At 60.3% G+C, this 24,333-nt stretch carries 22 protein-coding genes; 7 read left to right on the top strand and 15 right to left on the bottom strand.

Annotation, left to right across the window (positions count from 1 at the left end; genetic code table 11):
* From yqeK to QWJ34_RS04825, 9 genes are all read right to left on the bottom strand, one after another.
* Positions 1-621: a bis(5'-nucleosyl)-tetraphosphatase (symmetrical) YqeK gene (yqeK, locus tag QWJ34_RS04865; RefSeq protein ID WP_302725951.1), complete on the bottom strand. Its 621-nt coding sequence runs from the start codon at positions 619-621 to the stop codon at positions 1-3.
* Positions 593-1,195, bottom strand: coding sequence for a nicotinate-nucleotide adenylyltransferase (locus QWJ34_RS04860; RefSeq protein ID WP_302725950.1), 603 nt, complete (start codon positions 1,193-1,195; stop codon positions 593-595). Before QWJ34_RS04860 ends, yqeK begins: the two co-directional genes overlap by 29 nt.
* Positions 1,196-1,230: 35 nt before the next feature.
* Positions 1,231-1,521, bottom strand: a complete 291-nt coding sequence (gene yhbY, locus QWJ34_RS04855; RefSeq protein ID WP_302725949.1) for a ribosome assembly RNA-binding protein YhbY — start codon at positions 1,519-1,521, stop codon at positions 1,231-1,233.
* 81 nt (positions 1,522-1,602) lie between these two features.
* The gene (locus QWJ34_RS04850; RefSeq protein WP_302725948.1) at positions 1,603-2,463 is read right to left on the bottom strand and encodes a shikimate dehydrogenase; all 861 of its coding nucleotides are present in this window, start codon (positions 2,461-2,463) and stop codon (positions 1,603-1,605) included.
* A gap of 55 nt (positions 2,464-2,518) precedes the next feature.
* A complete protein-coding gene (gene yqeH / locus QWJ34_RS04845; RefSeq protein WP_302725947.1) occupies positions 2,519-3,643 on the bottom strand; it encodes a ribosome biogenesis GTPase YqeH in 1,125 nt (374 codons plus the stop codon).
* Complete coding sequence (locus QWJ34_RS04840; RefSeq protein WP_302725946.1) at positions 3,640-4,167, bottom strand: YqeG family HAD IIIA-type phosphatase; 528 nt, start codon at positions 4,165-4,167, stop codon at positions 3,640-3,642. The genes yqeH and QWJ34_RS04840 overlap by 4 nt, the downstream gene beginning before the upstream one ends.
* A gap of 115 nt (positions 4,168-4,282) precedes the next feature.
* Positions 4,283-6,523, bottom strand: coding sequence for a transglutaminase TgpA family protein (locus QWJ34_RS04835; protein ID WP_302725945.1), 2,241 nt, complete (start codon positions 6,521-6,523; stop codon positions 4,283-4,285).
* Complete coding sequence (locus tag QWJ34_RS04830) at positions 6,520-7,785, bottom strand: DUF58 domain-containing protein (RefSeq protein WP_302725944.1); 1,266 nt, start codon at positions 7,783-7,785, stop codon at positions 6,520-6,522. The genes QWJ34_RS04835 and QWJ34_RS04830 overlap by 4 nt, the downstream gene beginning before the upstream one ends.
* A 3-nt stretch (positions 7,786-7,788) precedes the next feature.
* Positions 7,789-8,745, bottom strand: coding sequence for an AAA family ATPase (locus tag QWJ34_RS04825; RefSeq protein ID WP_302725943.1), 957 nt, complete (start codon positions 8,743-8,745; stop codon positions 7,789-7,791).
* A 238-nt stretch (positions 8,746-8,983) separates the two neighbouring features.
* On the opposite strand from QWJ34_RS04825, the gene QWJ34_RS04820 reads away from it, so the two are divergent.
* The 3 genes from QWJ34_RS04820 to QWJ34_RS04810 all read left to right on the top strand — a co-directional run bounded on the left by QWJ34_RS04820 (position 8,984) and on the right by QWJ34_RS04810 (position 11,461).
* Positions 8,984-10,057, top strand: a complete 1,074-nt coding sequence (locus tag QWJ34_RS04820; RefSeq protein ID WP_302725942.1) for a M42 family metallopeptidase — start codon at positions 8,984-8,986, stop codon at positions 10,055-10,057.
* 126 nt (positions 10,058-10,183) lie between these two features.
* Positions 10,184-10,450 carry a helix-turn-helix domain-containing protein gene (locus QWJ34_RS04815; RefSeq protein WP_368046221.1) on the top strand — a complete coding sequence of 89 codons (267 nt, stop codon included), beginning with the start codon at positions 10,184-10,186 and terminating at the stop codon, positions 10,448-10,450.
* Between the two features lie 225 nt (positions 10,451-10,675).
* Entirely contained in the window at positions 10,676-11,461 is a 786-nt protein-coding gene (locus tag QWJ34_RS04810; RefSeq protein WP_302725940.1) for a YwaF family protein, read from the top strand.
* A gap of 77 nt (positions 11,462-11,538) precedes the next feature.
* Here the strand turns inward: QWJ34_RS04810 and QWJ34_RS04805 are convergent, their stop codons facing one another.
* On the bottom strand, positions 11,539-12,327 hold the full coding sequence (locus tag QWJ34_RS04805) for an SDR family oxidoreductase (RefSeq protein ID WP_302725939.1): 789 nt from the start codon (positions 12,325-12,327) through the stop codon (positions 11,539-11,541).
* A 321-nt stretch (positions 12,328-12,648) separates the two neighbouring features.
* On the opposite strand from QWJ34_RS04805, the gene QWJ34_RS04800 reads away from it, so the two are divergent.
* Entirely contained in the window at positions 12,649-12,786 is a 138-nt protein-coding gene (locus QWJ34_RS04800; RefSeq protein ID WP_302725938.1) for a DUF1540 domain-containing protein, read from the top strand.
* A 91-nt stretch (positions 12,787-12,877) separates the two neighbouring features.
* On the opposite strand, the gene QWJ34_RS04795 is transcribed toward QWJ34_RS04800, so the two are convergent.
* The gene (locus QWJ34_RS04795; protein ID WP_302725937.1) at positions 12,878-14,680 is read right to left on the bottom strand and encodes a glycoside hydrolase family 13 protein; all 1,803 of its coding nucleotides are present in this window, start codon (positions 14,678-14,680) and stop codon (positions 12,878-12,880) included.
* 303 nt (positions 14,681-14,983) lie between these two features.
* Between QWJ34_RS04795 and QWJ34_RS04790 the strand changes: the two genes are divergently transcribed.
* From QWJ34_RS04790 to QWJ34_RS04780, 3 genes are read left to right on the top strand one after another with little or no spacing between them, the layout of a single operon-like run.
* Complete coding sequence (locus QWJ34_RS04790) at positions 14,984-15,985, top strand: Gfo/Idh/MocA family protein (RefSeq protein WP_302725936.1); 1,002 nt, start codon at positions 14,984-14,986, stop codon at positions 15,983-15,985.
* A 46-nt stretch (positions 15,986-16,031) separates the two neighbouring features.
* The gene (locus QWJ34_RS04785; RefSeq protein WP_302725935.1) at positions 16,032-16,934 is read left to right on the top strand and encodes an AraC family transcriptional regulator; all 903 of its coding nucleotides are present in this window, start codon (positions 16,032-16,034) and stop codon (positions 16,932-16,934) included.
* A gap of 57 nt (positions 16,935-16,991) precedes the next feature.
* Positions 16,992-18,086: a Gfo/Idh/MocA family protein gene (locus QWJ34_RS04780; RefSeq protein ID WP_302725934.1), complete on the top strand. Its 1,095-nt coding sequence runs from the start codon at positions 16,992-16,994 to the stop codon at positions 18,084-18,086.
* Between the two features lie 162 nt (positions 18,087-18,248).
* Here the strand turns inward: QWJ34_RS04780 and pulA are convergent, their stop codons facing one another.
* From pulA to QWJ34_RS04760, 4 genes are all read right to left on the bottom strand, one after another.
* The gene (pulA, locus tag QWJ34_RS04775) at positions 18,249-21,446 is read right to left on the bottom strand and encodes a type I pullulanase (RefSeq protein ID WP_302725933.1); all 3,198 of its coding nucleotides are present in this window, start codon (positions 21,444-21,446) and stop codon (positions 18,249-18,251) included.
* A 255-nt stretch (positions 21,447-21,701) separates the two neighbouring features.
* Entirely contained in the window at positions 21,702-21,971 is a 270-nt protein-coding gene (locus QWJ34_RS04770; RefSeq protein WP_302725932.1) for a hypothetical protein, read from the bottom strand.
* A 466-nt stretch (positions 21,972-22,437) separates the two neighbouring features.
* Positions 22,438-22,968, bottom strand: coding sequence for a GNAT family N-acetyltransferase (locus QWJ34_RS04765; protein ID WP_302725931.1), 531 nt, complete (start codon positions 22,966-22,968; stop codon positions 22,438-22,440).
* A 154-nt stretch (positions 22,969-23,122) separates the two neighbouring features.
* Positions 23,123-23,971 (bottom strand): SDR family oxidoreductase, encoded by an 849-nt coding sequence (locus QWJ34_RS04760; RefSeq protein WP_302725930.1) that lies wholly within the window; start codon positions 23,969-23,971, stop codon positions 23,123-23,125.
* Positions 23,972-24,333 lie beyond the last annotated feature (362 nt).

Below are 24,333 nucleotides of genomic sequence, written 5' to 3'. Positions count from 1 at the left end.
TTATCCTCCCTTGTTTTCGGCAACCGGCTTGACCTGCCCGGCCTGCTCGCGTTCGGCGAGCAGGCGAATCAGATCGTTTCTGGCCAGCACCGTTGTCGGAAATATCATTTGGCTTCGTTCGACCAGCACGCGCAGCGTGGAGTCGAATCCCGCAATCAATCCTTCTTCCAGGCTGAGCCGAGCTTTCTCGCGGATGGTGTCCACCCCGGGGAAATCGCGGCCCGGCTCGATATAATCGGCCAGGCAGACCACTTTGTCGAGCAGCGTCATGCCTTCGCGTCCGGAAGTATGGTACCGGATCGCGTCGACCACCTCGCGGTCGTCGATGCCGTATTCGTGTTCCGCCACGTAAGCGCCCACTTCGGAATGCCACAGCGGAGCGTCGTAACGCAGCAGATCGGCGTTCAGGCCGTTCTCGGCAATCACCGCCGCCTGACGGTGCACCGGCCAGTATTTCGCCACGTCGTGCACGATCGCGGCCAGCTCGGCGCGCTCCGGATCGGCTCCGTACAATTCGGCCAGCCAGATCGCCGATTGCATGACACCGAGCGTATGCCGCCATCTCTTGGCGGGCATCTGCGACGATACCCGCTCAATCAGTTGTTCGCGCGTAAGCCGCATGCGTACCGCTCCTTTGCAAATAATCGTGTACCTTGTCCGGCACCAGATAGCGGATCGTCCGGCCTTCGCGCAGCCGCCGGCGGATATCCGTCGAAGAAATCTCCAGCTGCGGCATGTCGCAGTAATCGATCTTGTTCTTCACCTCGGGCGCCAGGTCTTCGGCATGAAGCTCGTAACCGCCCCGGCCCACCGCGGCGAACCGCGTCAGCGAAGCCAGCTCGCCGATCCGGTTCCACCTGGGCAGATAATTGACCATATCGGTCCCGATAATGAAATGAAAACGAGCGTCCGGGTACTTCCCGGTCAGCTCGCTCATCGTATCCACCGTATAGGAAACGCCGCCGCGGCGCAGCTCGATATCCAGCGTGCGAAACGCGGACTGCGAGCCGATCGCAAGTTCCACCATGCGCAGCCGCTCCTCGCCGGAGAAACCGGCTTCCGCTTTGTGCGGCGGAACGTGCGCCGGCATAAACCAGACTTCGTCCAGTCCCAGCGCTTCGCGCACCGTCTCGGCGGCGAGCAGATGTCCGGTATGGATAGGATCGAACGTTCCGCCCATAATCCCGATCTTCATCGCTGCCTCTCCTCCGTCCGATTCTGCGCGCTGCTTTACGGCAGTTCGATTTGTTTGTGTTCGCGCGATTCCTTATACAAAATAATCGTCCGTCCGATCACCTGGACGAGTTCCGCTTCCGCGGCGGACGCAAGCTCCGCTCCGAGTTCTTTCGGCTCTTCCGTGCAGTTGTTCAGAACGGATACCTTGAGCAGTTCCCGGGTCTCGATCGCTTCCCCGATATGGCGGACGAGCTGTTCGTTGAGCCCGCCTTTGCCAATCTGGAAGATCGCGTCGAGATGGTGCGCCTGCGAGCGCAAATAGCGTTTTTGTTTGCCTGTCAGCATAAATATCGTAAACTCCCTCTTGTTCAAAAATCTTGTGCGCGGACTTCGTCCGCCTGCAGCCTTCGTGCTCTTTTCCTTATTTTACCCGTTGCGCGCGGATACGCCCATGCTCGCCAGCACCGCGGCCCGCATCTCTTCGATCGGGGCCGGCGCGCCCGTCCAGTACTCGAACGCGTAAGCGCCCTGGTACACGAACATGCCGAGCCCGCCGTGCGTAACGCAGCCCGCTTCGCGGGCCTGCTTCAGCAGGCGGGTCTCCAGCGGGTTGTAGATCAGGTCGCTGACGATCTCCGTCCCGCGCAGCAGCGCGGGGTCCAGCGGCAGTTCTTCGGTATGCGGATGCATGCCGACCGATGTCGTATTGATGACGATGTCGGCGTCGGCCAGCGCTTCCGCCGTACGCTCCGAAGCCAGCGCGCGAATATCGGCGAGATCGCTCCATTCGCGCGCCAGCGCCTCGGCGCGCTGCGTCGTGCGGTTCAGCAGCGTGATCCGGTCCGGCCCTTCGGCCGCCAGCGCATGCACGATTCCGCGCGCCGCGCCGCCTGCGCCGATTACGACGATCCGCCGGCCTTCCAGCCGCGCGGCCGCTTCTTCCTTGAGCGAACGCACATAGCCGATGCCGTCGGTATTGCGGCCGATCAACCGGCCGCCGTCGTTGACGATCGTATTCACCGCGCCGATCCGGCGGGCTTCGTCGCTCAGTTCGTCCAGATAAGCCATAACGTTTTCCTTATGCGGAATCGTCACGTTGATGCCCCGGTATCCCTGACGGCGCACCGCGCCGATCGTTTCTTCCAGCCGGTCCGGCGTCACATGCAGCGCGATATACTCGCCGGCCATGTCCCGGGCCCGGAGCGCCGCCGCGTGCATGACCGGCGACTTGGAATGCGCGATCGGATCGCCGATCACGCCCAGCCGCAGTTCCTGCGATTGCGTCAAAGGTCATTCCTCCCCGTTTCGTTACCGTTCGCCCTGCGGCGCGCGATCAGCACGCTCAAATCAGCGAATCGCGCATGATGACTTTGACGCCTTTCGGCGCATGCACGGCCACTTTGGCGCCGCTTTCGCCGTTCGCTTTGACCCAGCCGAGACCGGAAACAAACAGGTCCTGGGCACCGCCTTTGGGAATGCGGAATTCATGCCGCGTCCATTCCGGCAGCGCTTCGAGGTCTGCGCGCGACGGCGGAGTCAGCAGTTCGCCCGCATGATCGGCGTACAGCTCGTCCGCGCGCTCCGTTTTGGTCCGGTGCAGCTTCAGGCTTCCGCTTGTATAGAAGGTGAACGACTGACGCTCGCCGGCGATAAAGTCGAAGCGGGCCAGACCGCCGATAAACAGCGTCTGTCCTTCGTTCAACTGATAGCCGACCGGCTTCAGCGGCTTGTCCGGCATAATCTTGACGAGATCTTTCGGCGTGACCAGCTCCGTATAACGCGACGGATACACGATCCCCGGCGTATCGACGATATATTGTCCGTCGTCCAGCGGGATATTGACCATATCCAGCGTGGTTCCCGGATAGCGGGACGTCGTCAGCTCTTCTTCGAGATCGCTGTAATCGGTAATCAAACGGTTGATCAGCGTGGATTTGCCCACATTGGTCGCGCCGACCACATAGACGTCGCGGTCGCCGCGGATGTACGCGATCTCTTCAAGCAGCCGGTCGAAGCCCAGATTCTTTTTCGCGCTGCACAGCACGATCTCTTCGACCTTGATGCCCAGCTCTTTCGCCTGCTTCTGCACCCAGTTGCGAACTTTGTTCCAGTTCGTGACTTTGGGCAGCAGGTCGATCTTGTTGACCGCCAGAATGACCGGATTGCTGCCGACGAAGCGCTGCAATCCGGTAATCACGCTGCCCTGGAAATCGAACAGGTCGACGATATGAATCACGAGCGCTTTGCGTTCGCCGATCCGGCCGAGCAGGCGCAGGAACTCGTCCTGATCCACCGCGACGGACGCCACCTCGTTGTAATTCTTGATCCGGAAGCAGCGGCGGCAGATCTGCACGCCGTCTTCTTTCAATGCGGGAATATACCCGATTCCCGACGGGTTCTCCGTTTGCAGCGGAGCTCCGCATCCGCCGCAGCGAATCGCGGCGGAATCTTCCATTCTTTCCGTCATTTCTTTTTTTCCTCCTCGAGCCACTTGCCCATCCTGCGCAGACGACCGATCGCGATTCGTTCGACCCTGCGGTTAAAGCGCGTCCGCCAGCCCTCGTCGCCGATCGCAATCGGCAGCACGAGCACCGTGTACAGCCCCAGCCGGTTGCCGCCGAGCACATCGGTCAGCAGTTGGTCGCCGACGACGACCGTCTGATTTTCTTTGAGAGCCATCAGCTTCATCGCTTTGCGGAACGGGGCGTGGGACGGCTTGCGCGCCGCGTGCACGAACCGGATATCCAGCGGCGTCGCAAAAACGGACACGCGATTCATATTGTTATTGGATACGATTACCAGTTGGAAACCGATCTCTTTTACCTTTGCGAACCATGCGATCAGTTCGGGCGTGGCGTTGGGGGCTTTGGCGCCGACCAGCGTGTTGTCCAGATCGGTCACGATTCCCCGGTATCCGCGCCTGTACAAATCCTCCAGATCGATATCGAAGACCGTATCGACTTGAAGTCTTGGCAGCAGTGTATCGAACAAGTTCGGGTCACCTCGTTAGAAGCTGTCCCGGGAAAGCCCGGACGGGATTTCTCGGACAGTCTCTTTATTCTTCAAACTCAAACTATATCACAGCCGGCGCTCCGCGTCAGCATTTTCAACCGCCCGATTGAGGCAAGTTTTGCAAAACGGGATAATAGCCTTTCCAATTGCGTCTCAGTTCGACGGTCAGCCGCTGCATCTCGGTCCATTCGGCTTCCGTGATGCGCTCCGGACTGTAGCGCGCTTTCTCGAACAGCGCCAGCAGCGGAGCCAGCGCCGCTTCCGAACCTTTGACCTTTTTCTCCCAGCGCGATACCGATTCGCGCAGCGTTTCATGCTCTTCGCGCCTCAGGCCTTTGCGCTTCAGGAAGCCCAGGCAGCGCTCCATCTCCAGCACGATCTTCTGGTCCGCCGTCAGCGGACCGCCCATTCGCAGTCCCATAAAGAAAAAGTAAACGGAACGTCGGCGCGCCCACAGCAGATACAGTCCCCATGCGGCCACCACAACCGCGGCCGCGGATACGACGATCGGCACCAGGTTCGAATCGCTTTCTTCCGGAGCCGCCTGCACCGCCGGGTCTTCCTGCTCTTCCGGCGTGTCCGGCGTTTGTTCCTGCTCTTGCGTTACTTCGGCGTCCGCCGGAGCGGAAGATTCCTGCAGCAGCGGCATGTTGAAGCCGCGCGTCGCTTCGACCGGCACCCAGCCGTAATCGCCGAAGTACACTTCCGCCCACGAGTGGGCGTTGGCGTTGGTCACTTCGTACTGCGAGCTGTTCTCGGTAAAGCGCTCGGGCACGTCGCCGGCCGCCGGATTGCCCGGCGAGTAACCTTTGACCCAGCGCGCCGGGATATCCAGCGAGCGCGCCATCATGACCATGGCGGTGGAGAAGTAATCGCAGTAGCCTTCTTTGACTTCGAACAGGAAGCTGTCCACGAAATCGTCGCTTTGTTTGCGGGACAAAGCCGGGTTGTTCGTGTACGTATAATTCATCTGCAAATACTGCTGCAGCAGATAGACTTTTTCGTAAGGCGTTTCGCCTTCGGACGCAATCTCTTCCGCCAGGTCCGTCACGCGCTTCGGAAAGCCGCGCGGCACCTGGACGTAGCGGGACTCGACCCCGTCCGGATACAGCTGGCTGTAGGTTTCCAGCTTCAGCTTGTCGACGGGAACGATCGGTATTTCCGATTCGATCGTGTACGTTTTCGGATACACGGTCGTGCCCCGGCCCGCGCGTTCCTGCCAGTGCAGCTCGGACTGTTCGGACTTCCACTGCATCCGGGATTCCCCGTTTTCCAGATCGAGACTGTCCACCTTGCTGATCGAGAAAGCGCCGAACAGCACCGGATAGCTCGACTCGCTCTGCATCGTGATCCGCTGCCGCACCGTGCGGGTCGGAGTCAGGGGAGCGGCTTTGCGTTCGAGGTCCTGTTCGCGCCCGACGCCTTCAAGCGTGCCCCAGCCGCTGTCCGCTTCCCAGCCGCTGCCGTTGTACGTCATTCTGGTTTCGCCGCGCCAGTAGCTGCGTTCGGACGATTCGACGGTCATGACCGGCGTAAAGTCGAAGTTGAATCCGCCGCCCAGCTGGCCGTCTTCCCGGCTGTAGCCCGAAGCCGAAGCCTGGCCCTGCAGCAGTCCGCCCGAGTTGAACGCCACGTTCGACGTCCCCTGCAGATGCCGCCACGCCGTATACGGATCGGTCAGCACCGGCTGTACGAACGGCATGTTCACGCCCGCCAGAATGACGAGCGAGAAGATTACGGCCGTGTTGACGATCAGCTTGAACGGATTGCGCCGGATCGCACGCCAGCCTTTGGGAAACCGGGTCTGGAAGCGCCGGAAATGGTCGCACACCAGCCAGCCCATCGTCGCGAATACGATCCAGGCCACCGGTTTCCACAGCGAGACGACCGTAAACGAATCCAGCGCCGCCATCGGCACCAGATTCAAGAAAGCAAAAATCAAAATCCGCCGCTGGCTGGTTACCGTCCGAACGCAGAATTCGAACAGCACCCAGGCGCCCAGCGCGAACCATACATAAGGAAACATCGCTTCCGAGAACTGCTCCGCTCTTTCTCCCAGGCGTCCCGTCGGCTGAAATACCCCGTAGCGCTCCAGCGTCATGTAAGTCACGACGATAAAAGCGACCGCTTTGACGCCCAGCCGCAGCCACGAAGCATTCGGCAGCAGGAGATGCACGACGGCCGCCATGGTCAGCACGCTCAGCACGAGCGCGTTCGTTTCGTCGAACCAGACGGTGCGCGTGTAAGTCAGCCACTGCACGGCCACGACCATCAGCCATACGATGGAAAGCGCCGTATACCAGGAAGACTTGAACGATTCGGACCATTTTTTCATCGGATTCCTCCTTCCAGAACGGCCGGCAGTTCGTCGAGGCTGCCCGCCCGGTAAGCGGCTACGCCTTTGGCGCGCAGCGAATCGGTCCACTGGCGCTCGGCCGGCGAACCGTCCGCGCCCGACACCGCTCCTTCCGCGATTTGGATATGACAAAAGCTCATTTGATGCGTCTGCGAAAAGCGGACCAGATCCAGGACCGGGCCGCCGGAGAGCGGCGTCACGACCACGAGCACCGCGCCTTTGGGCAGCCGTCCCAGCACGGACTGGATGCCGCCCAGCAGCGAGCCGCTTCCTCGCGGATCGAGATCGACCAGGTGGTCCATCATCTCGTGCAGCCGTCCTCTGCCCTGCACCGGCTCGAATACGCGGTCGGCCTGCCCGAGCGAACAAAGTCCGATCGGAACCATCTCGCGTCCGCCGTATTCCAGCAGGGAGGCCGCTGTCGATACCGCCGTCTCGAACTGTCTCGCCGAGCGGTAATGCGCCTCGAACGTATCGAGCACGATCATCGTTTTGGGGATCGATTCGTATTCGAATTCTTTCGATTTCCATTCTCCCGTGCGCGCGGTCGCGTTCCAATGAATCCGCGAAATGCGGTCGCCGTACACGTAATCCCGCACGCCGCTCACCTGATTGGTTTCGCGCCCGGACAAATTGCCGACCGACTGCGGCCCGAGCAGCCGGTTCTTGCGGTCGAACAGCTGCCACTTGGCGATATAGGCCGTTCTCGGCAGAACGCGAAATTCGCCGCGGGCCGAGAACGAACCCCGGTGCTCGATCAGCCCGAAGATGTCTTCCGTGACGCACTCCGTATCGGAGAACGCATACCGTCCGCGCTCAAGCGGCGGCGTTTGGAACAGCAGCTCGCCGCGGCCGTTCATATTCGGCACGAGGCTTTCCTCGAACGACCACGTTTCGCCGCTGTGCCGTTTGAGCGTCTCGCGCACAATCACGTACGGAAGCGGCAGGAAGCCGGGTATTTCCAGCTTCAGCCGCACGCGGATCTGGTCGCCGGCGTGCAGGATGCCGCCCCATTCGCCGAACTCGCCCGAGAAATGCCGCTCCCCGCGGGCACGGCCGATGCCGTTGAGCCCGCCGAACAGCAGATACAGGCCGAACAAAGTCACCATGACAAACAGCATAATCGACGTTTTGCCGCCCTGGAACAGCAGATAGAACAAACAGCAGATCCAGACCGACAGCAGCATCGACATCTTCGCCGCGGACAGCTTCGGTTTGAACAGGTTCCAGATTTCTCTCATTCGTTAGCGTCCCATCGTAACCGGGACGCTGGTCGCGGTCAGCAGGTTCCGGATCAGCGATTCGGCGCTCAGGTTGTCCAGCCGCGCTTCCGGACGCACCAGCAGGCGGTGCGGCAGCACGTAAGGCGCCAGCTCTTTGATATCGTCGGGCAGCACATAATCGCGCTCGTTGATAAACGCGTACGCTTTGGCCGCCAGCGTAAACGAAATCGACGCGCGTGGACTTGCGCCCAGCAGGACCGACGGATGTTCGCGCGTCGCCCGGATAATGCCGAGCATATACGAAGTCACCGCGTCGTTTATATGAACTTCGCGCACTTCGCGCTGCACTTCGGCGATCTTCTCCATATCCGTCACGGCGTGGAGCTGGTCGGCCGGCTGTCCGGTCCGGTTGGCGTTGATCAGGTTTTTCTCGGTTTCCAGATCCGGATAGCCCATGTGCAGCTTCATCATAAAGCGGTCGAGCTGGGCTTCCGGCAGCACGTACGTGCCTTCGAAATCGATCGGGTTCTGGGTCGCGCAGAGCATGAACGGATGCGGCAGAGGATGCGTTTCCCCGTCCACCGTTACGCTGCGCTCCTCCATCGCTTCGAGCAGCGCGGACTGCGTCTTGGTCGTGGCGCGGTTGATCTCGTCGGCCAGCAGGATATGCGACATGATCGGTCCCGGACGGAATTGGAAACGTTCTTCGCGGGGGTGGTAGATGGAGATGCCGGTGATATCGCTCGGCAGCAGGTCGGGATTGCACTGCACGCGCCGGTAGACCCCTTCCATCGAACGCGCCAGCGCTTTGATGAGCTGCGTTTTGCCGGTCCCGGGCACGTCTTCAATCAGCACATGGCCCCCGGCGAGCAGCGCGGTCATCAATAACTTTATTTCAAAGGTTTTCCCTAATATGCAAGATTCGAGATTCGTTCTTACCGCGGTAACGATCTGCATGGATTCGGAACTTACGGACATATGAGCAACCTCCCAAGTCGTTCTTTCCTGAATAAATCGAACAATTTGCAGTGGTAATCGCCGAAAAGATTACACTTTATATATTGTACATGATCGAAGGACCGAACGCACACGTTCGCCCGCAAAACGATTTCGTTTACGGGGTTTCGTGACAATTTTTCTTTCAGCCCGCATACTGGATGGAGGTTGAACGCGGCTCGCCGCCGTTCTCAAATTTGGGTAGGGAGAGTGCACAAGCATGAATAACGAAACACTGGCATTGTTTAAGGAGCTGACCGAATTCCCGGCCGCGCCCGGCTTCGAACGGGATTTGCGCAGCCTGGTCAAAGAAAAGCTTTCGGCGTATACGCAAGAATTCGTCCAGGACCGGATCGGCAGTTTGTTCGGCGTGCTGCGCGGACAAGAAGACGGCCCGCGCGTCATGGTGGCCGGCCACTTCGACGAAGTCGGCTTTCTGGTCAACGGCATCACGGAAACGGGCCTGGTGCGGTTTCAGCCGCTCGGAGGCTGGTGGAGCCAGGTCGTGCTGGGACAGCGGCTGCAGATCATTACCGAAAACGGTCCCGTTGTCGGCGTAGTCGGCTCGACGCCCAAGCATCTGCTCGGCGAAGCGGAAGCCAGCCGTCCGGTGGATCTCAAAACGATGTATATCGATCTGGGCGCCGACGACCGCGCGGAAACGGAAAGCTTCGGTGTCAAAGTCGGCCAGCAGGTGCTGCCGATCTGCGAGTTCACGCCGCTGTCCAATCCGAAAAAAATCATGGCCAAAGCCTGGGACAACCGCTACGGCGTGGGTCTGGCGATCGAATTAATGAAAGAACTTCACGGCGAAAAGCTGCCGAACACCGTCTACAGCGGCGCCACCGTGCAGGAGGAAGTAGGGCTGCGCGGCGCCAGAACGGCGGCGAACCTGATCCAGCCGGACATCTTCTTCGCGCTCGACTGCAGCGCGGCGAACGACATGACCGGCGACCGGAATCTGTTCGGTCATCTCGGCCGGGGCGCGCTGCTGCGCATCTTCGACCCGACGATGATCACCCATCGCGGACTGCTTGAGTACGTACAGGACACGGCGTCCACGCACAACGTCAAAGTGCAGCCGTTTATCTCGCCGGGCGGCACCGACGCCGGCCAGGTGCACCTGAGCGGCATCGGCGTGCCTTCGACCGTCATCGGCATCTGCGGCCGTTACATCCATACGTCTTCTTCGATTATCCATACCGACGACTACGCCGCGGCCAAGGAGCTGCTTGTTCGCCTGGTTCGCGGCCTGGACCGCACAACACTGAATACGATCGTCGAACGGGCCTGACCCCCGGGCGGTTCGCCTCAATCAAGCGGGGCAAGCCGCCGAAATCTCTTTATAATTATTTTTTAACCTTTAACCGCCGAAAACCATCAGAAAAAGACATATACCGGCCGATATATGTTTTAAGGGGTGGTTTTAGTGGCAACTAAAGGACAAACGTTTTGCAAGTACAGTTATGAAACGAAACTCAGAGCCGTCCAAATGCGGATGGACGGGATGACCAAAAAGCAGGTAGCCAAAGAACTCGGGATTTACGACCTCAATCGTCTGAAGATCTGGATGCGCAAGTATAGAGCGGAAGGCGAACTGGGTCTTGTGGACCACAGAGGCAGACGGGAAGACGGCTACGTCGAGTCGGAATTTTTTGAACCTGAAGCGATCGCTCAGGGCGTTTGATCTCCGCCAGCTTCCGCCGGTGCAAGCAGGGCCGGCGGAAAGCGGAACCGTAAGAAGCGGCAGACCCGAATCCAAGCTGAATTCAGCCGGGGCCTGCCGCTTTTTGGCGTGCAAGCGGACGCAGCCGCCCGCATGAAGAAAGCCGGCATTGACGAACTCTTCCAAATCCGGGAAGATGGTTACGATTGCAGAACCCGAACCGCAGGGAATGGAGGTCCGTCAAGATTGTCCGATTCTTTGGCTTTGTCCGCATTGCGGCTGTCGTCTTTTTTCTCGTCGTCCGTTTCGAGCCCGTTTTCGGTTTTTTCCCCCGCCCACCTGGTGTCGCTGGGGGCTTTCTTACTGGCGGCGGCGCTGCTGCTGATCTTTCGCCGCGCGATTCGCGCAAAGCCCAAGCGGACGCTGATCCTGCGCTTGACGCTGCTCGCGCTGCTCGCGGCGGCGGAAGCTTCGCTGCATATCTGGTATATCGCGCGGGGCGTCTGGAACGCGCGGTTCACGCTGCCGCTCGAACTTTGCAGCCTGATGCTGCTCGCGGCGATCCTGATGCTGCTGACGCGCAGCCGCTTTCTGGCGGGGCTCGTGTTCTTCGCCGGGATCGGCGGAGCGCTCCAGGCTTTGATTACGCCGAATCTGGCTTACGCGTATCCGCATTTTCGCTTCGTCCAGTTCTTCGTCGCGCACGCCGCGATCATCCTGTCGGCGCTGTACATGGTCTGGATCGAACGCTTTCGTCCGACCTGGCACACGATCCTGTCGGCCATGCTGTCGCTGAACGCGCTCGCGCTGGTCGTTTATTTGCTCGACCGGCTGCTGGACGCCAATTATATGTTTTTGCGCGGCAAGCCCGATACGCCTTCAGTGCTCGATATGCTCGGCGATTATCCGCTGTATATCGTGGCCGAAGAACTGCTGGCGCTGTTTACGTTCACCACGCTCTATATTCTTTTTTTCCTGCTGCCGGACGCGCTCGGGCGCGGACGAAGCGGCGGCAAATCAAAAACGGAATAGGCCGAAGAAGGTTCGGTCCATTCCGTTTGAAGTACGTTTTCGTTTGAAATGCCGATACAGGGTGAACATCCTGTTCGTTACAGCAGCGATTCCGCTCCGTCGACGTAAATCTCCGTGCCGCTGACGTGCGACGATTCGTCGGAAGCGAGGAACAGCACCAGTTTGGCTACTTCTTCCGGCTTGCCCGGACGGTCTTCAAGCGGATGGTTGCCGCCCTCCGGATAATCGACCGGGATTTCGATTTCTTTGAGGTCTTCGCTCGGGAACGTGTTTTTGCCGATATTCGTATCGATCGCGCCCGGGCAGATCGCGTTGACGCGGATTTTATAGCGGCCGAGTTCCAGCGCGGCCATTTTGGCGAACGCCGTTTGTCCGGCTTTGGAAGCCGAATACGCCGAGTAACCCGTGCCGGAAAAAATCCGGTTGCCGTTGACGGAACTGGTGATAATCACGCTGCCGCCCTGCTTTTTCAGATAAGGAATCGAATATTTGACGGTAGCGAACGTACTGCGCAGATTGGTTTCGAGCGTACGGTTCCAATCGTCGATCTCCATCGTTTCGATCGGGGCGGTCGTGCCGTTGATCCCGGCGTTGGCGAACACGACGTCGAGCCGGTCCCATTTGTCGGCGATTCGTTTAATAGCGCTTTCAATTTGTTCGGGTTTGGACACGTCGCATTCCAGCACGAGCGCTTCTCCGCCCGCCTGCTCGATCTCCCGCTTGGTTTCTTCCGCCGTATCGGCCGTCAATTCGAGAATCGCCACTTTCGCGCCTTCTTCCGCGAACCGGATCGCGCTCGCTTTGCCGATGCCCGAGCCTCCTCCCGTCACCGCCGCCACTTTGCCTTCCAATCGTCCCGTTGTCATCGTTGTTTCCTCCCTCGCTCTGTCTGATGTCGATCGTTTCTCTACTCGCTAACCCGTTCCCCTTTGCCATGAAACGGAACTTCCGCTTTTTTTCGGATTTGAAGTTGCGGCTTCTGCGGGAATATGCTAAATTGTACGGGTAAGGTTGAGAGTGAGTCTCATTCTCCGGATAATGAAAATCATCCTCGGATTTGCGACAATGATTATTACTTGCAGGATCCATAATATCTACATATTTGTTTGAAAATCGCGGGTTGCGGACCCGTTTGTTTGCGTTATATTAGATGCATAACTACTAATTCGCAAACGGAGGTTTTCAATATGTCGGATATCAAATGCCAGGTTTCGGAATGTACCCAGTGGTCGGACAACACTTGCACAGCCGAAAAAATCGAAGTGGTATTCGCGCCGGATCATACGGCCGAGTGCACGACGTTCGAAGAAAAAGCGGAAGCGTAAGCTTTCCGCGCGCACGACCAAGAGCCCGCCGATTCTTCGGCCGGGCTCTTTTTGTCGTTTGAAATTATGTTTGCCGCGGCGGCGTCCGCCTCTACTGCCCAATCCGGTAGATCGCCGACTGATACGGGAGCAGATGCAGCACATAGTCTCCGCCGCTCAGCCGGAACGGGGCACCCGCCCCGGACGTTCCGCCGTGAGCCGGCGCGCTGCCGAGCAGCAGCTCGCCCGTCTCGGCCAGATGCGCCCATTCGGCGTGAACGGGACACTGCCGTTCCTCGTCCGAGAAGTTGACCAGCACCAGCCAGCGCTCGCCTTCCGCTTCGCGGACGTAGGCAAACACCCACTCGTCTTCCAGCGGCAGCATGGTCAGATCGCCCCGGGCCGGCACCGGCGATTCTTTTCGCAGCGCGATCAGTCTCCGGTAATGATGGAAGACCGAAGAACGGTCGCCGCGCTCGTCTTCCGCGTTCGCCCCGCGTCCTTCCGGATTCAGCGGAATCCACGGCGATCCGCTCGTAAAGCCGGCCTGCTCCCCGCCCGTCCAGTGCATCGGCGAACGCGCGCCGTCCCGGCTGCGCGCATGCAGGCTGCCCAATACATCTTCCGCTTTCTCGCCTTCGGTCGTACGCCGCTTGTACGTCGCTACCGTCGCTTTGTCGCGATAATCGCCTGGCGAGCGGTAATTGGCGTTCGGCATGCCCAGCTCCTCGCCCTGGTATACGAGCGGCGTGCCCGGCAGCGTATGCAGGAATGTGCCGATCGCTTTGGCGGCCGCGTCGTTCAGCTCTTTCCGCTCGTCTTCCCCGCCTTCTCGGCCGCCGAATAAAGTGCCGACCATCCGCGGATGATCGTGCGTATTCAAGTACAGGGCGTACGCCCCTTTGCCGAACACTTCTTTGTGCCAGCGCACGACGCTTTCCTTGAGCGTAACCGGCGACCAGCCGGGATCCGTTTTCCACGGATTGCCGAAGTCTTTGCCCAGCCGGATCAGCTCCATCTGGAGCACCATGTCCATCTCCCGGCGCTCCGGCGCCGTATAGCGCACCACTTCGTCCATCGTGACGGTCGGCGCTTCGCCCAGCGTCAGCGTGCCCGGATAACGGCCGAACGTTTCATCGTGCAGCTCGCGCAGAAGTTCGTGGATGCCCGGCCCGTTCTTGTAGAACTGCTGGCCGCGCGGATGCCGGGCGTCTTCCGGCGCGTCGGGAAACGCCGGGTCTTTGGAGATCATATTGATCGCGTCGAGCCGGAAGCCGTCCGCTCCCTTGTCCAGCCAGAACGTGATCATTTTATAAATATCCCGGCGCATGTCCTCGTTGTTCCAATTGAGGTCGGGCTGCTTTTTATCGAAAATATGCAGATAGTATTCGCTCGTCCGCTCGTCGAACTCCCACGCCGATTCTTCGGAAAAAGACCGCCAGTTGTTCGGAGGGCCTCCATCTTCGGCGGGCGCTTTCCAAATATAGTAGTCGCGATACGGGTTGTCTGTCGACGAACGCGACGCCTCGAACCACGGGTGCTCGTCGGACGTGTGATTGATGACCAGGTCCATGATGAGCTTGATGTCGTGTTCGTGCAGCTTCGCGATCAGTTCCTCCATCTGCTCCATCGTGCCGTAATCTTCGTGGATCTTGTAGTAGTCGCGGATATCGTAGCCGTTGTCTTCCATCGGCGAATCGCACACCGGGCCGATCCAGACCGCGCTTACGCCGAGCTCCGCCAGATAGTCGACTTTTTGCAGGATTCCGCCGAGATCGCCCCAGCCGTCCCCGTCGCTGTCTTTGAAGCTCGGCGGATACAATTGATACAGGACGCCCTCTTTCCAATAAGCCGATTCCGCCTGGTTCGCCGACCGGTTTGCCGGCTGATGCGCTCTGCTGCGTTCAGACTCCATCCGTTTCTCCTCCTCGCTCCGCCGCGGGCTTTCCGCGCTCCCGCCCGGCGGACACCTTCTGATTAGGGGATAACCGCAAACCGGCGCAGTTAAACAGACGGCGGACGCGCCGCGACGCCGGTCCTTCGGTTCGCCGCGCCCCCGTCCTTTTTTCAAATGGAAAAATAAGGTCTCGCATCCGGCCGGCAATGTCGCAATATTGAAGGTTAAATGTCGCAACGTTTTAGTGATTTATCGTCTTCCCTATGCTATTTTATAAGGGAAATGTCAGGATTTTAGATATGAAATCGGGAGGTTTGAACTGTGGGAATTCGTATAGGCAAAGCCAGTTTGTGGCATGTGCACGCCTGGGATTATATCCGTCAGGCGCAGTCTCACCCGGACGCGGACATCACCGCCGTATGGGACGAAGTGCCGGAACGCGGCCGCAAAGCGGCCGAAGAACTGGGCGTACCTTTTTATGAAACGCTGGACGACATGCTGGCCTCGGGCGACGTGGACGCCGTCATCGTGGACGCGCCGACCAACCGGCACAAAGAAGTCCTGATCGCCGCCGCTCGCGCGGGCAAGCACATTTTTACCGAAAAAGTCATCGCCCCGACCGAAAGCGAAGTCTCCGAGATCATCGAGGAAGTACGGCAAAGCGGAATCAAGCTGACGGTGTCGCTGCCGCGCCTGAACGACGGGTATACGCTCGCGATCCGGGACATCCTGGACAAAGGACTGCTGGGCCGCGTCACTTACGTGCGCACCCGCCTGTCGCACAACGGCGCGCTGGCCGACTGGCTGCCGCAGCATTTCTACAACGCCGAGCAGTGCGGCGGAGGCGCCCTGATCGACCTCGGCTGCCACCCGATGTATCTGGCCGCGCTGTTCCTGGGCGAACCGGTAACGGGCGTCAGCGCCAACTTCGGCTACATAACCGGCAAAGAAGTCGAAGACAACGCCGTCGCTTCGCTGTATACCGATTCGGGCGCGATCGCTTCGGTGGAAGCCGGCTTCGTCAACAGCCATTCGCCGTTCGCGGTCGAAGTGCACGGCACGGACGGCACCCTGCTGTACGGCACGCCGGAGAGCAAGCTGCTGCTTCGCTCCAACCTGACGCAGGAAGCCGCCGAATGGACCGAGCAGCCTCTGCCGGACAATCGGGAGAGCGCTTTCGACCAGTGGGTGCGCCATATCCGGGAAAACACGACGGCGGACGAGAATATCGCGACAGCCGTCGAATTGACCCGCCTGATGGAAGCGGCCAACCGTTCGGCGCGCGACAAAAGCGTCGTTTCGCCGCGGCAGCTGAACGGCTGAAATAATGACGGAACGTTTTGTACGCGCCCCTTTTCCGTATGAACCCATGTCCGAAAAGTGGGATCTGCTGGAGCGGCTCGATATCGCCGTCGCCTGGGGCCATTACGAAATTCGCGTGCTCCGTTTCCATCTGACATCGTTCGAACCGGGACGCATCATTCATTTCCACAATCATTCGACGTACGAGTTTCACTTTATCCCGCGCGGTTCGGGCAAAGTCATTCTGGGCGACCAGCCCTACTCGCTGTCGGAAGGACTGCTGTATCTGACCGGGCCGGGCGTCATGCACTACCAGGAAGCCGCTTCGCGCAATTCCATGGACGAGCTGTGCCTGCATGTGGATATCGTATCCCGGCACAATCCGGCCGCCGATCCGTGGGAAGTCGCGGAAGCGGAAGAATGCATGCAAAGGCTGAATGCGCTTCCGCTCCGTCCGGCGCAGGACGTTCACGGCGCCATGCCGTGCTTCCTGGAAGCTTACGAAGCGTGCGAAGGCAAGCGGCTCGGCTACTATACGGCGATCAAACTCCAGGTCGTCGATATTCTGCTCAAAACGATTCGCGCGTACGACTCCGGCGGCGTGGGCACCGAAGCGCCGATTCGCGACATGCTCGCGTACCGGTACGATTACGCCGTCCGTTACATCGAAGCCAATTATACATCCGGCCTGCGGCTGGAAGACGTCGCGGAGAAGCTCGATATCAGCGCGCGCCAGCTCCAGCGGATCTTCCGCAGCGTCGATCCGCGGCGTCCGTTCAGCCGGGTGCTGGAAGATATCCGGCTGAGGGCCGTCTGCGACCGTCTGGAATCGAGCGATCTGTCGATCGAACGGATCGCCGAGATCGAAGGGTTCTCGACCGCGGCTTATCTGCATACCGTTTTCCGCAAACGCATGGGCATCCCGCCTTCCGCGTATCGCAAAGCCAGACAAAGCGAAGTTCGCGGTTAAGCGCCGGCACGTTATTTTCGAACATCCCCCTATTCCTATAACGAGGTGAATCCAATCATGAGTAAAACGTACAAAATCGGTATTATCGGCTGCGGCGGCATCGCCAACGGCAAACACCTGCCCAGCCTGAGCAAACTGAACAACGTCGAACTGGTCGCTTTCTGCGATATCGTCACGGAGCGCGCCGAAGCGGCCGCGGAGAAATACGGCGCCGAAGGCGCGAAAGTGTACGAAGACTATACCGAGCTGCTGAAAGATGCGTCGATCGACGTGATCCATGTGCTGACGCCGAACGAATCGCACGCCCGCATCTCGATCGCCGCTCTCGAAGCGGACAAGCACGTTATGTGCGAAAAGCCGATGGCCAAAACGGCGGCGGAAGCCCGTCAAATGGTCGAAGCGGCCAAGAAAAGCGGCAAAAAGCTGACGATCGGCTACAACAACCGTTTCCGTCCGGACAGCCAGCATCTGAAACGCGTCTGCGAAGACGGCGGCCTCGGCAATATTTACTACGCCAAAGCCCATGCGATCCGCCGCAGAGCCGTGCCGACCTGGGGCGTGTTCCTGGATGAGGAAAAGCAGGGCGGAGGCCCGCTGATCGATATCGGCACCCACGCGCTCGACCTGACGCTGTGGATGATGGACAACTACAAGCCGAAAGTCGTACTGGGCACCAAGTATCACGAGCTGTCGCAGCGCGAGAACGCCGCCAACGCCTGGGGCCCGTGGGACCCGAGCAAGTTCAAAGTGGAAGATTCGGCTTTCGGCATGATCGTGATGGAAAACGGCGCGACCGTTACGCTGGAATCGAGCTGGGCGCTGAACACGCTCGACGTGCACGAAGCCAAGTGTACGCTGAGCGGCAGCGAAGCGGGCGCGGACATGAAGGACGGCCTGCGGATCAACGGCGAAGAATTCAGCCGTTTGTATACGAAAGAAGCCGAGCTGTCTTCGGGCGGCGTCGCGTTCTACGCGGGCAATGTCGAGAGCGATTCCGACCTGGAAGCGTACCGCTGGATCGAAGCGATCGACCAGGATCTGGAACCGACCGTTACGCCGGAACAAGCCTGCGTGGTCTCGGAGATCCTCGAAGCGATCTACGAATCGGCGCGCACCGGCAAAGCGGTGTACATGAACGGAGCGGAAGCTTAAACCCGGCTGACGGGTTTGGGAAACGCGTTTAGAAACGCGGTTAATAGGTAGGATGAAAAAAGCCGAGTCCCGGGATGATTTCCGGGACTCGGCTTTTTGGGGTTTCGGGGTGGATTAAGATTCCTGCGCCAACGTTGTCCGGCGCCGCGCGGCGGCTCGGGCTTACTGCCGTTCGCCGTTTTCCGGCTCTTGCGGCGGCGATTCCGCTTCCTCTGCCGTTTCGGCAGAATGTCGGTGCCCGGCTTCGCCCGGCCCGCCTTCGCCGGAGCGGGACTCCGTCACGGCTCCGGGGTGGTCCGAAACCGGAGCCTGCTGCTCCGCTTCGCCTTCAAGCGTCTGCTGCTGATCGGCTTCCGCAGCCGAGACAGCTTCGGCGGCCGCGGCAGCTTCGACTTCCGCTTCGGCCGTCCGCTCGCCCGCTTCGCGCTCCAGGCGCTCGAAGCGCTCTTTCTCCGCTGGAATCTCGCTTTCTTCCAGCGCTTCGGCCGATACCCGGTATTCGCCGCTGCGAATCCGGATGCGCACCCAGCCGCCCCGGATTACGCTCAGATCGATATAGCGGTCGGCCGAAATGTCTTTTTTCTCCCATTCTTCGTGGCGGACGATAAAGCCCAGGCTCGCCACGTCCGGCGGCACATCCAGCAGCAGCGAAGCCGCTTCGCCTTCGGTATCGGCGAAGTCGACCCGGCGGCTGCCGAACGAAGCGCCCCACAGCCACAGGTTCCAGCCGGCGTAATCGCCGTCTTCCCGCTCGTATTCGAGAATCAGCTTGCGCGGCTTGTACTCGCGCACTTCCAGCGCAAGCTGCGCCTGGACGCCGTCGCCGAGCACGGAGATCACCGCGCGGCCCGGCTTGACGCCGGTCACCCGTCCCGCCTGGTTGACCGTGGCGATGCCCACATCGCTGGAGCGCCACTCCAGGCGCGAAGCCGACATCGGGTTGCCGAACGGGTCTTTCGGCTCCGCCCGCAGCTTCAGGCTGCGCGCGACATATAAACGGCGAACTTCGTCGTCCATCGCAATCCCGATCTGGTGCACCGTGCGCCGCTCGATCAGAATCGCGGTGCTGCTCTGCATATCGCCGCAGATCGCGGTAATCAGCGCGCGTCCCAGGCCGATCGCCCAGGCCGTGCCGTCGCGGCGGATCAGCATCTGTTCGGGGTCGGACGAATGATACGTCACTTCCGCTTCCGGCATTCTCCGGCCGCGCTGGTCGCGCACCGTCGCCTGAAGAAACAGCTTTTCGCCCGGCTGCACGACGCCCGGCATATTCTCCCATTCGAGCACGCCCGGCTCCGGCACATAATCGTCTTCCTCGTCGTACAGCACCATCGTCGACAGCGCGGGCACGTCGACGGTATCCGACGCTTCGCCGATCGCCTCCGTGCCGGCGCGCCGTCCGTCGACCACGATCTTCCACGAGCGGCTGCGCGGCGGCAGATCGACGGTCTGCCCGCTTTCCGAAGCGTTGTGCACGACCAGGATCGTTTGCCACAGATCGCCGCCAGCGTGATCGTTCAGCGTAAAGCCGACCACGCCGCCGTGCATGCGGAACACGTCCATATGCTTCTCGATATCCGCGCGCGTTTTCAACCGGAACGCCCGGTGCGAACGCCTGAGCTGGATCAGCCCGCGGATATAATCGGTCACGGCGTGGAAACGGTCTTTGTTTTCCCAGCGGATCGCATTGATTGCATCGGGGCTGCGGTAGCTGTTATGGTCGCCGAATTTGGTGCGCAGCAGCTCGTCGCCCGCGCTGATAAACGGCACGCCCTGCGAAGTCAGGATCAGGCCGTAGGCCAGCAGCTGCCGTTTGACCAGATCGTGCTCCAGCGGGTCGATCTCGTCCAGCATCCCGTAAGGACGGCTTGCTTCCACCGCCTGAGCCGCCGTTACGCCGGAAGACGGACTGCCGTCGTGAAACGCTACGAAAGCGGCCTCTTCCCATTGTCCGCGCGATTTGAGCAGTTTGTCCCACAGAATCAGGTTGTCGTGCGCCGTGACGTAGTTGACGCTTTCCGCCGGCTCGGCCGCGAAATCGTGCACCGAACCGCGCAGCCCCTGCGCGATCTCGCCTTCTTTGCCCGGCGCGCCGCTGACAAAGCCCGTGCCCCAGCCGTCGCCGTCGCCTTTGAGCGCGTTGCGGAAGTTGTCGTTGAATACCGCGAAGCCTCCGCCCTGCTGCGATCCTTTGAGCGTCAGTTCGCGCAGCGGCGAATCGAGCGCCGTCCACGGCTCGCCGTAGATCAGGATCGACGGATCGACTTTCTCGTGCAGCGTCGACGCGATCAGGCGCATGGTCGTCGTGTCGATCAGCCCCATCAGGTCGAAGCGGAAGCCGTCCACATGATACTCTTCCGCCCAGTACATCAGCGAATCGAGAATGTATTTGCGCACCATCGGCCGCTCCGTCGCCAGCTCGTTGCCCACGCCGGAGCCGTTGCTGAGCTGCCCGTATTTGTTGAAGCGGTAGTAGTAGCCAGGCACGACCGGATCGAACGGGCCGTCCTCCACCGAAAACGTATGGTTGAACACCACGTCCACCACCACCCGGATGCCGCGCGCGTGCAGCGCCTGCACCAGCTGCTTCAGCTCGCGGATGCGCGCTTCGGGATCGTGCGGGTCGGACGAGTACGAGCCTTCGGGCACATTATAATTCTGCGGATCGTAGCCCCAGTTGTACGCTTCGGGCGTCACGTCGCATTCGTTGACCGAACAGAAATCGTACACCGGCAGCAGATGGACGTGCGTCACGCCGAGCTCTTCCAGGTGATCGATGCCGACTTTGCGCCCTTCTTTCGTCCGGATGCCGGATTCCGTAAACGCCAGGTACTGGCCGGAGTGGTTCATTTTCGCGTCTTCCGACGCCGAGAAATCGCGCACGTGAAGCTCGTACAGCACCGAATCGACCGGGTGGCGCAGCGGCGGGCGAACGTCGTTCTCCCAGCCCTGCGGGTCCGTCCGCTTCAGATCCACGATCGCGCCGCGCTGGGCGTTGGCCGAAGCCGCCCGGACGTACGGATCGACCGCGTAGCGGCTCTGCTCGTGTTCGCCGATCTTGTACGTGATGTGATACATATAATAAGACCCTTCCAGGTCGCCCGGCACGACGATGCTCCATACGCCGTACTCGTCTTCTTCCATCGTCAGCTCCCGCCCGCCGGCATGGTCCGTCACCCGGCCCGCCGCATCGTAAACGCCTTCGTCCTCGTAGATGACGACGCTCACTTTCTCGGCTCCCGGCACCCATACCTTGAACGTGCAGTACTGGGAGGAAAACGTCAGCCCCAGATCTCCGTACGGGTACGCCTCGAAGTCCGGACAATCCAGCGTATCGTTAAAACTGTGCATATCGGACATTTCCGTCCCCCCTTTGATTGAAGTTGTTCATGTCTTTTCGCACAGACTCGTTTGATCGCGCAGCCCTTAATTATCGTCAAAAAAAGTCCGGCGGCGCTTCGCCAAACGCGCCGCCTCCTGATATCGGGAGTCCCCCGGCCGGCGCCTTCGCCGCGCTTCGTCCGGGGCTCGAGCCTGCCCCTCGAAGCTCGCGACGCGGCCGCCGCGCCACGCCGGTGCCGCCGCCGGCACGGCCGAAACGCCGTCCGGCCGCTCTTACCGCCCGGCCAGCGCGATCGCTTCCTCCAGCGGATCGGCATCGCTTCGGGCCAGCGCGGCCAGTTCTTCGTACAGGGACCGGGCTTCGCCGTATCGGCCCTGCTCGCATTTTATGTAGCCGAGACCGTGCAGGATGCTCCGGTAGGCCCGTCCTTCCCGGCCGCCGGGTTCATCGAGGCAAAGCCGGTACAGCGCTTCGACTTCGCGCGGCCTGCCCGCGTCGAACAGCTCGAAAGCGGTTTGGATCTTCAAGCTCAAATCGCCCATGCTCCTCCGGCCTCCTCCGCTTACTCTCTATATTTGGACGAAAATAGGGCAAGGGACGCACATTCTCCATATTTTGTCCGTTTGGATCTCGAAGCGCCGCTGACGGCAAAAACGGAGCGTCGGAAGACGCTCCGCCGCTCCGTTCCCGCTTCCACCGGCCGGAGATTCGCGATTTGCCATGCAAACAGCAGCCTAAGCTGGAATGACGGCTTTACGTTGCACATTTTGCAATGTAAACAGTTGTTTCGATCGATCTTGCATCCCTACGTTGCAGATTCTGCAATGTAAAACCGGATTTTGCGCTTTTAAAGCCATTTTTAGCCGATTACGTTGCATAATATACAACGTAGCAGCCCGAAATAACTAAATTACGGCTTTTTCATTGCAAAAAATACAACGTAAGCGGCTCGCCGATCGGCATACATCGCCGAACCGCAGCCGAATCGCAGCCTGCCTCCGCCCGCTTCTATCCCCCGATGCGCAGACCCAAAATCACCAGGTCGCGTTCGATGCCGTCCAGCACCGCGACGCGCGGCAGATGCCCCCACGATTCGAATCCGTATTTGCGCAGCAGCCGCAGGCTCGGTTCGTTATGCCCGAACACGAAGCCGAGCAGCGTGTTTACGCCGAGCGCCGGGCTTTCGGCGATCGCTTTCTCCAGCAGCCGGCTGCCCGCGCCCGTGCCGCGCAGCGACTCGTCGACGTAAATGCTGACCTCCGCGGTGGCGTCGTAAGCCGGCCGGCCGTAGAAGGACTGCAAACTGATCCAGGCCAGCACGCGGCCCTGCCGCCGCATCACCCACAGCGGCCGGCGGGCCGGCATATGCTCCTCGAACCATTGGAGCCGGCTCTCCACAGTAATCGGCTCAAGGTCCGCCGTAACCATGCGCCCGGCAATAGTCGAGTTGTAAATACTCACGATAGCCGGGAGATCTTCCCGGCCCGCCAGTTCGATTACAGGCAGTTCGCTCGATGTTGTTTCTTCGGATGTCGTCATATCGGTGTCCCCCGTCATTAAAATCTGCCGTTTCAAAATCCTGTTTGGATTCGATGCGTTCCGCTTGAATCCGCCGCCTGCAAAACCCGGCACAGCCGCTCCCGTTCTAGGGCGTGTCCTCAAATCTGCTTCCATCGAGGTTTGAAGACACGCCCTAGTCCAATCCGACTTCCCGCTCGCTCCACTCCCATAGGCGGGCGGCCGTCTCGTCGTTTTCCGCTTTGCGGTCCAGTTTATGGGGCTTGCTGCGGTAAAAGTATTCCCTCGAAATACCCGCCACATCGGGGCTGTCCGCCAGGTAAACGGCGGTCGAAGCGCCTTCTTCGGGCGTCTGGAACGACGGCAGCCTGCCGAGCGCTTTGTACACGCCCTGCCCGAAACCCGTTTTCCGGTTGATGCCGAGTTGGGTCAGCACCGCTCCCGGATGCAGCGCGTTGACCGTTGTGCTTGTGCCGTACGTCCGCAGCGCCAGCTCGCGCGCGAACAGGATATTCGCCAGCTTGGATTGCCCATACGATTTGATTACATTGTAGTTTTCCCGCAGATGCGGGTCCGGGAAATAAATTTGCCCCGCTTTGTACGCGCCGGACGCCACCACGATGATCCGCCCGGCTTCCGCTGCGTGGACCAGATCCAGCAGCAGATTCGTGGACAAAAAATGCCCCAGGTGATTGACGCCCAGCGCAAGCTCGAAGCCGTCTTTCGTTTCCCGGCGCTTCGGACTGACCACGCCCGCGTTGTTGATCAGCACGTCGAGAGCGGAGATCCGCCCGTGCACCTCGTCTGAGAAACGGCGGATCGAGGCCAGATCGCCCAGATCGCACAGCACCAGCTCCGCCGAACCCGGCCCGCCGGATTCTTCGACTTTGCGCAGCGCTTCTTCGCCGCGTTCCCGGCTGCGGCAGGCCATCAGCACCCGATACCCCCTGCTTACAAGTTCCGCCGATGTCGCCAATCCCATTCCCGAATTCGCGCCTGTGACGAGCGCTGTTTTTTCGGTCATTGCGTTGTCCTCCTCCGGATCGTTCAGGTTGTCTTGCAGCATGTTCCGCTACGATTATGATAAACCAAGCCGATACCCGATGACAACGCGATCCCGCTCAAAAAAAGCCCGCCGTTTCTTTCGTGCTCGCCCGGCCGTCCCGAACCCGGACCGGCGCCGCGGGACGGCGGCTTCGGGCGGACGATCCCGGAACGCGCAAACTAGCAACCGCATGTCGCGAAAACGCAAAAACGGGCGGACGACGACGGAGCCTGTCCGTCTGTCGATTCCGCCCGCTTCCCTACCCGACCGGCACGGCAAAACTGCCGTTTGCCGCCGGCCGCGCCGTTTTCCCGGCACTTCCCGCGGCAGCCGAAAGCCCG

The organism is Saccharibacillus sp. CPCC 101409 (assembly GCF_030518235.1).
Classification (GTDB): domain Bacteria; phylum Bacillota; class Bacilli; order Paenibacillales; family Paenibacillaceae; genus Saccharibacillus.
The sequence above is the reverse complement of the archived record's forward strand: the minus strand, read 5'-3'. Positions and strand labels throughout refer to the sequence as shown.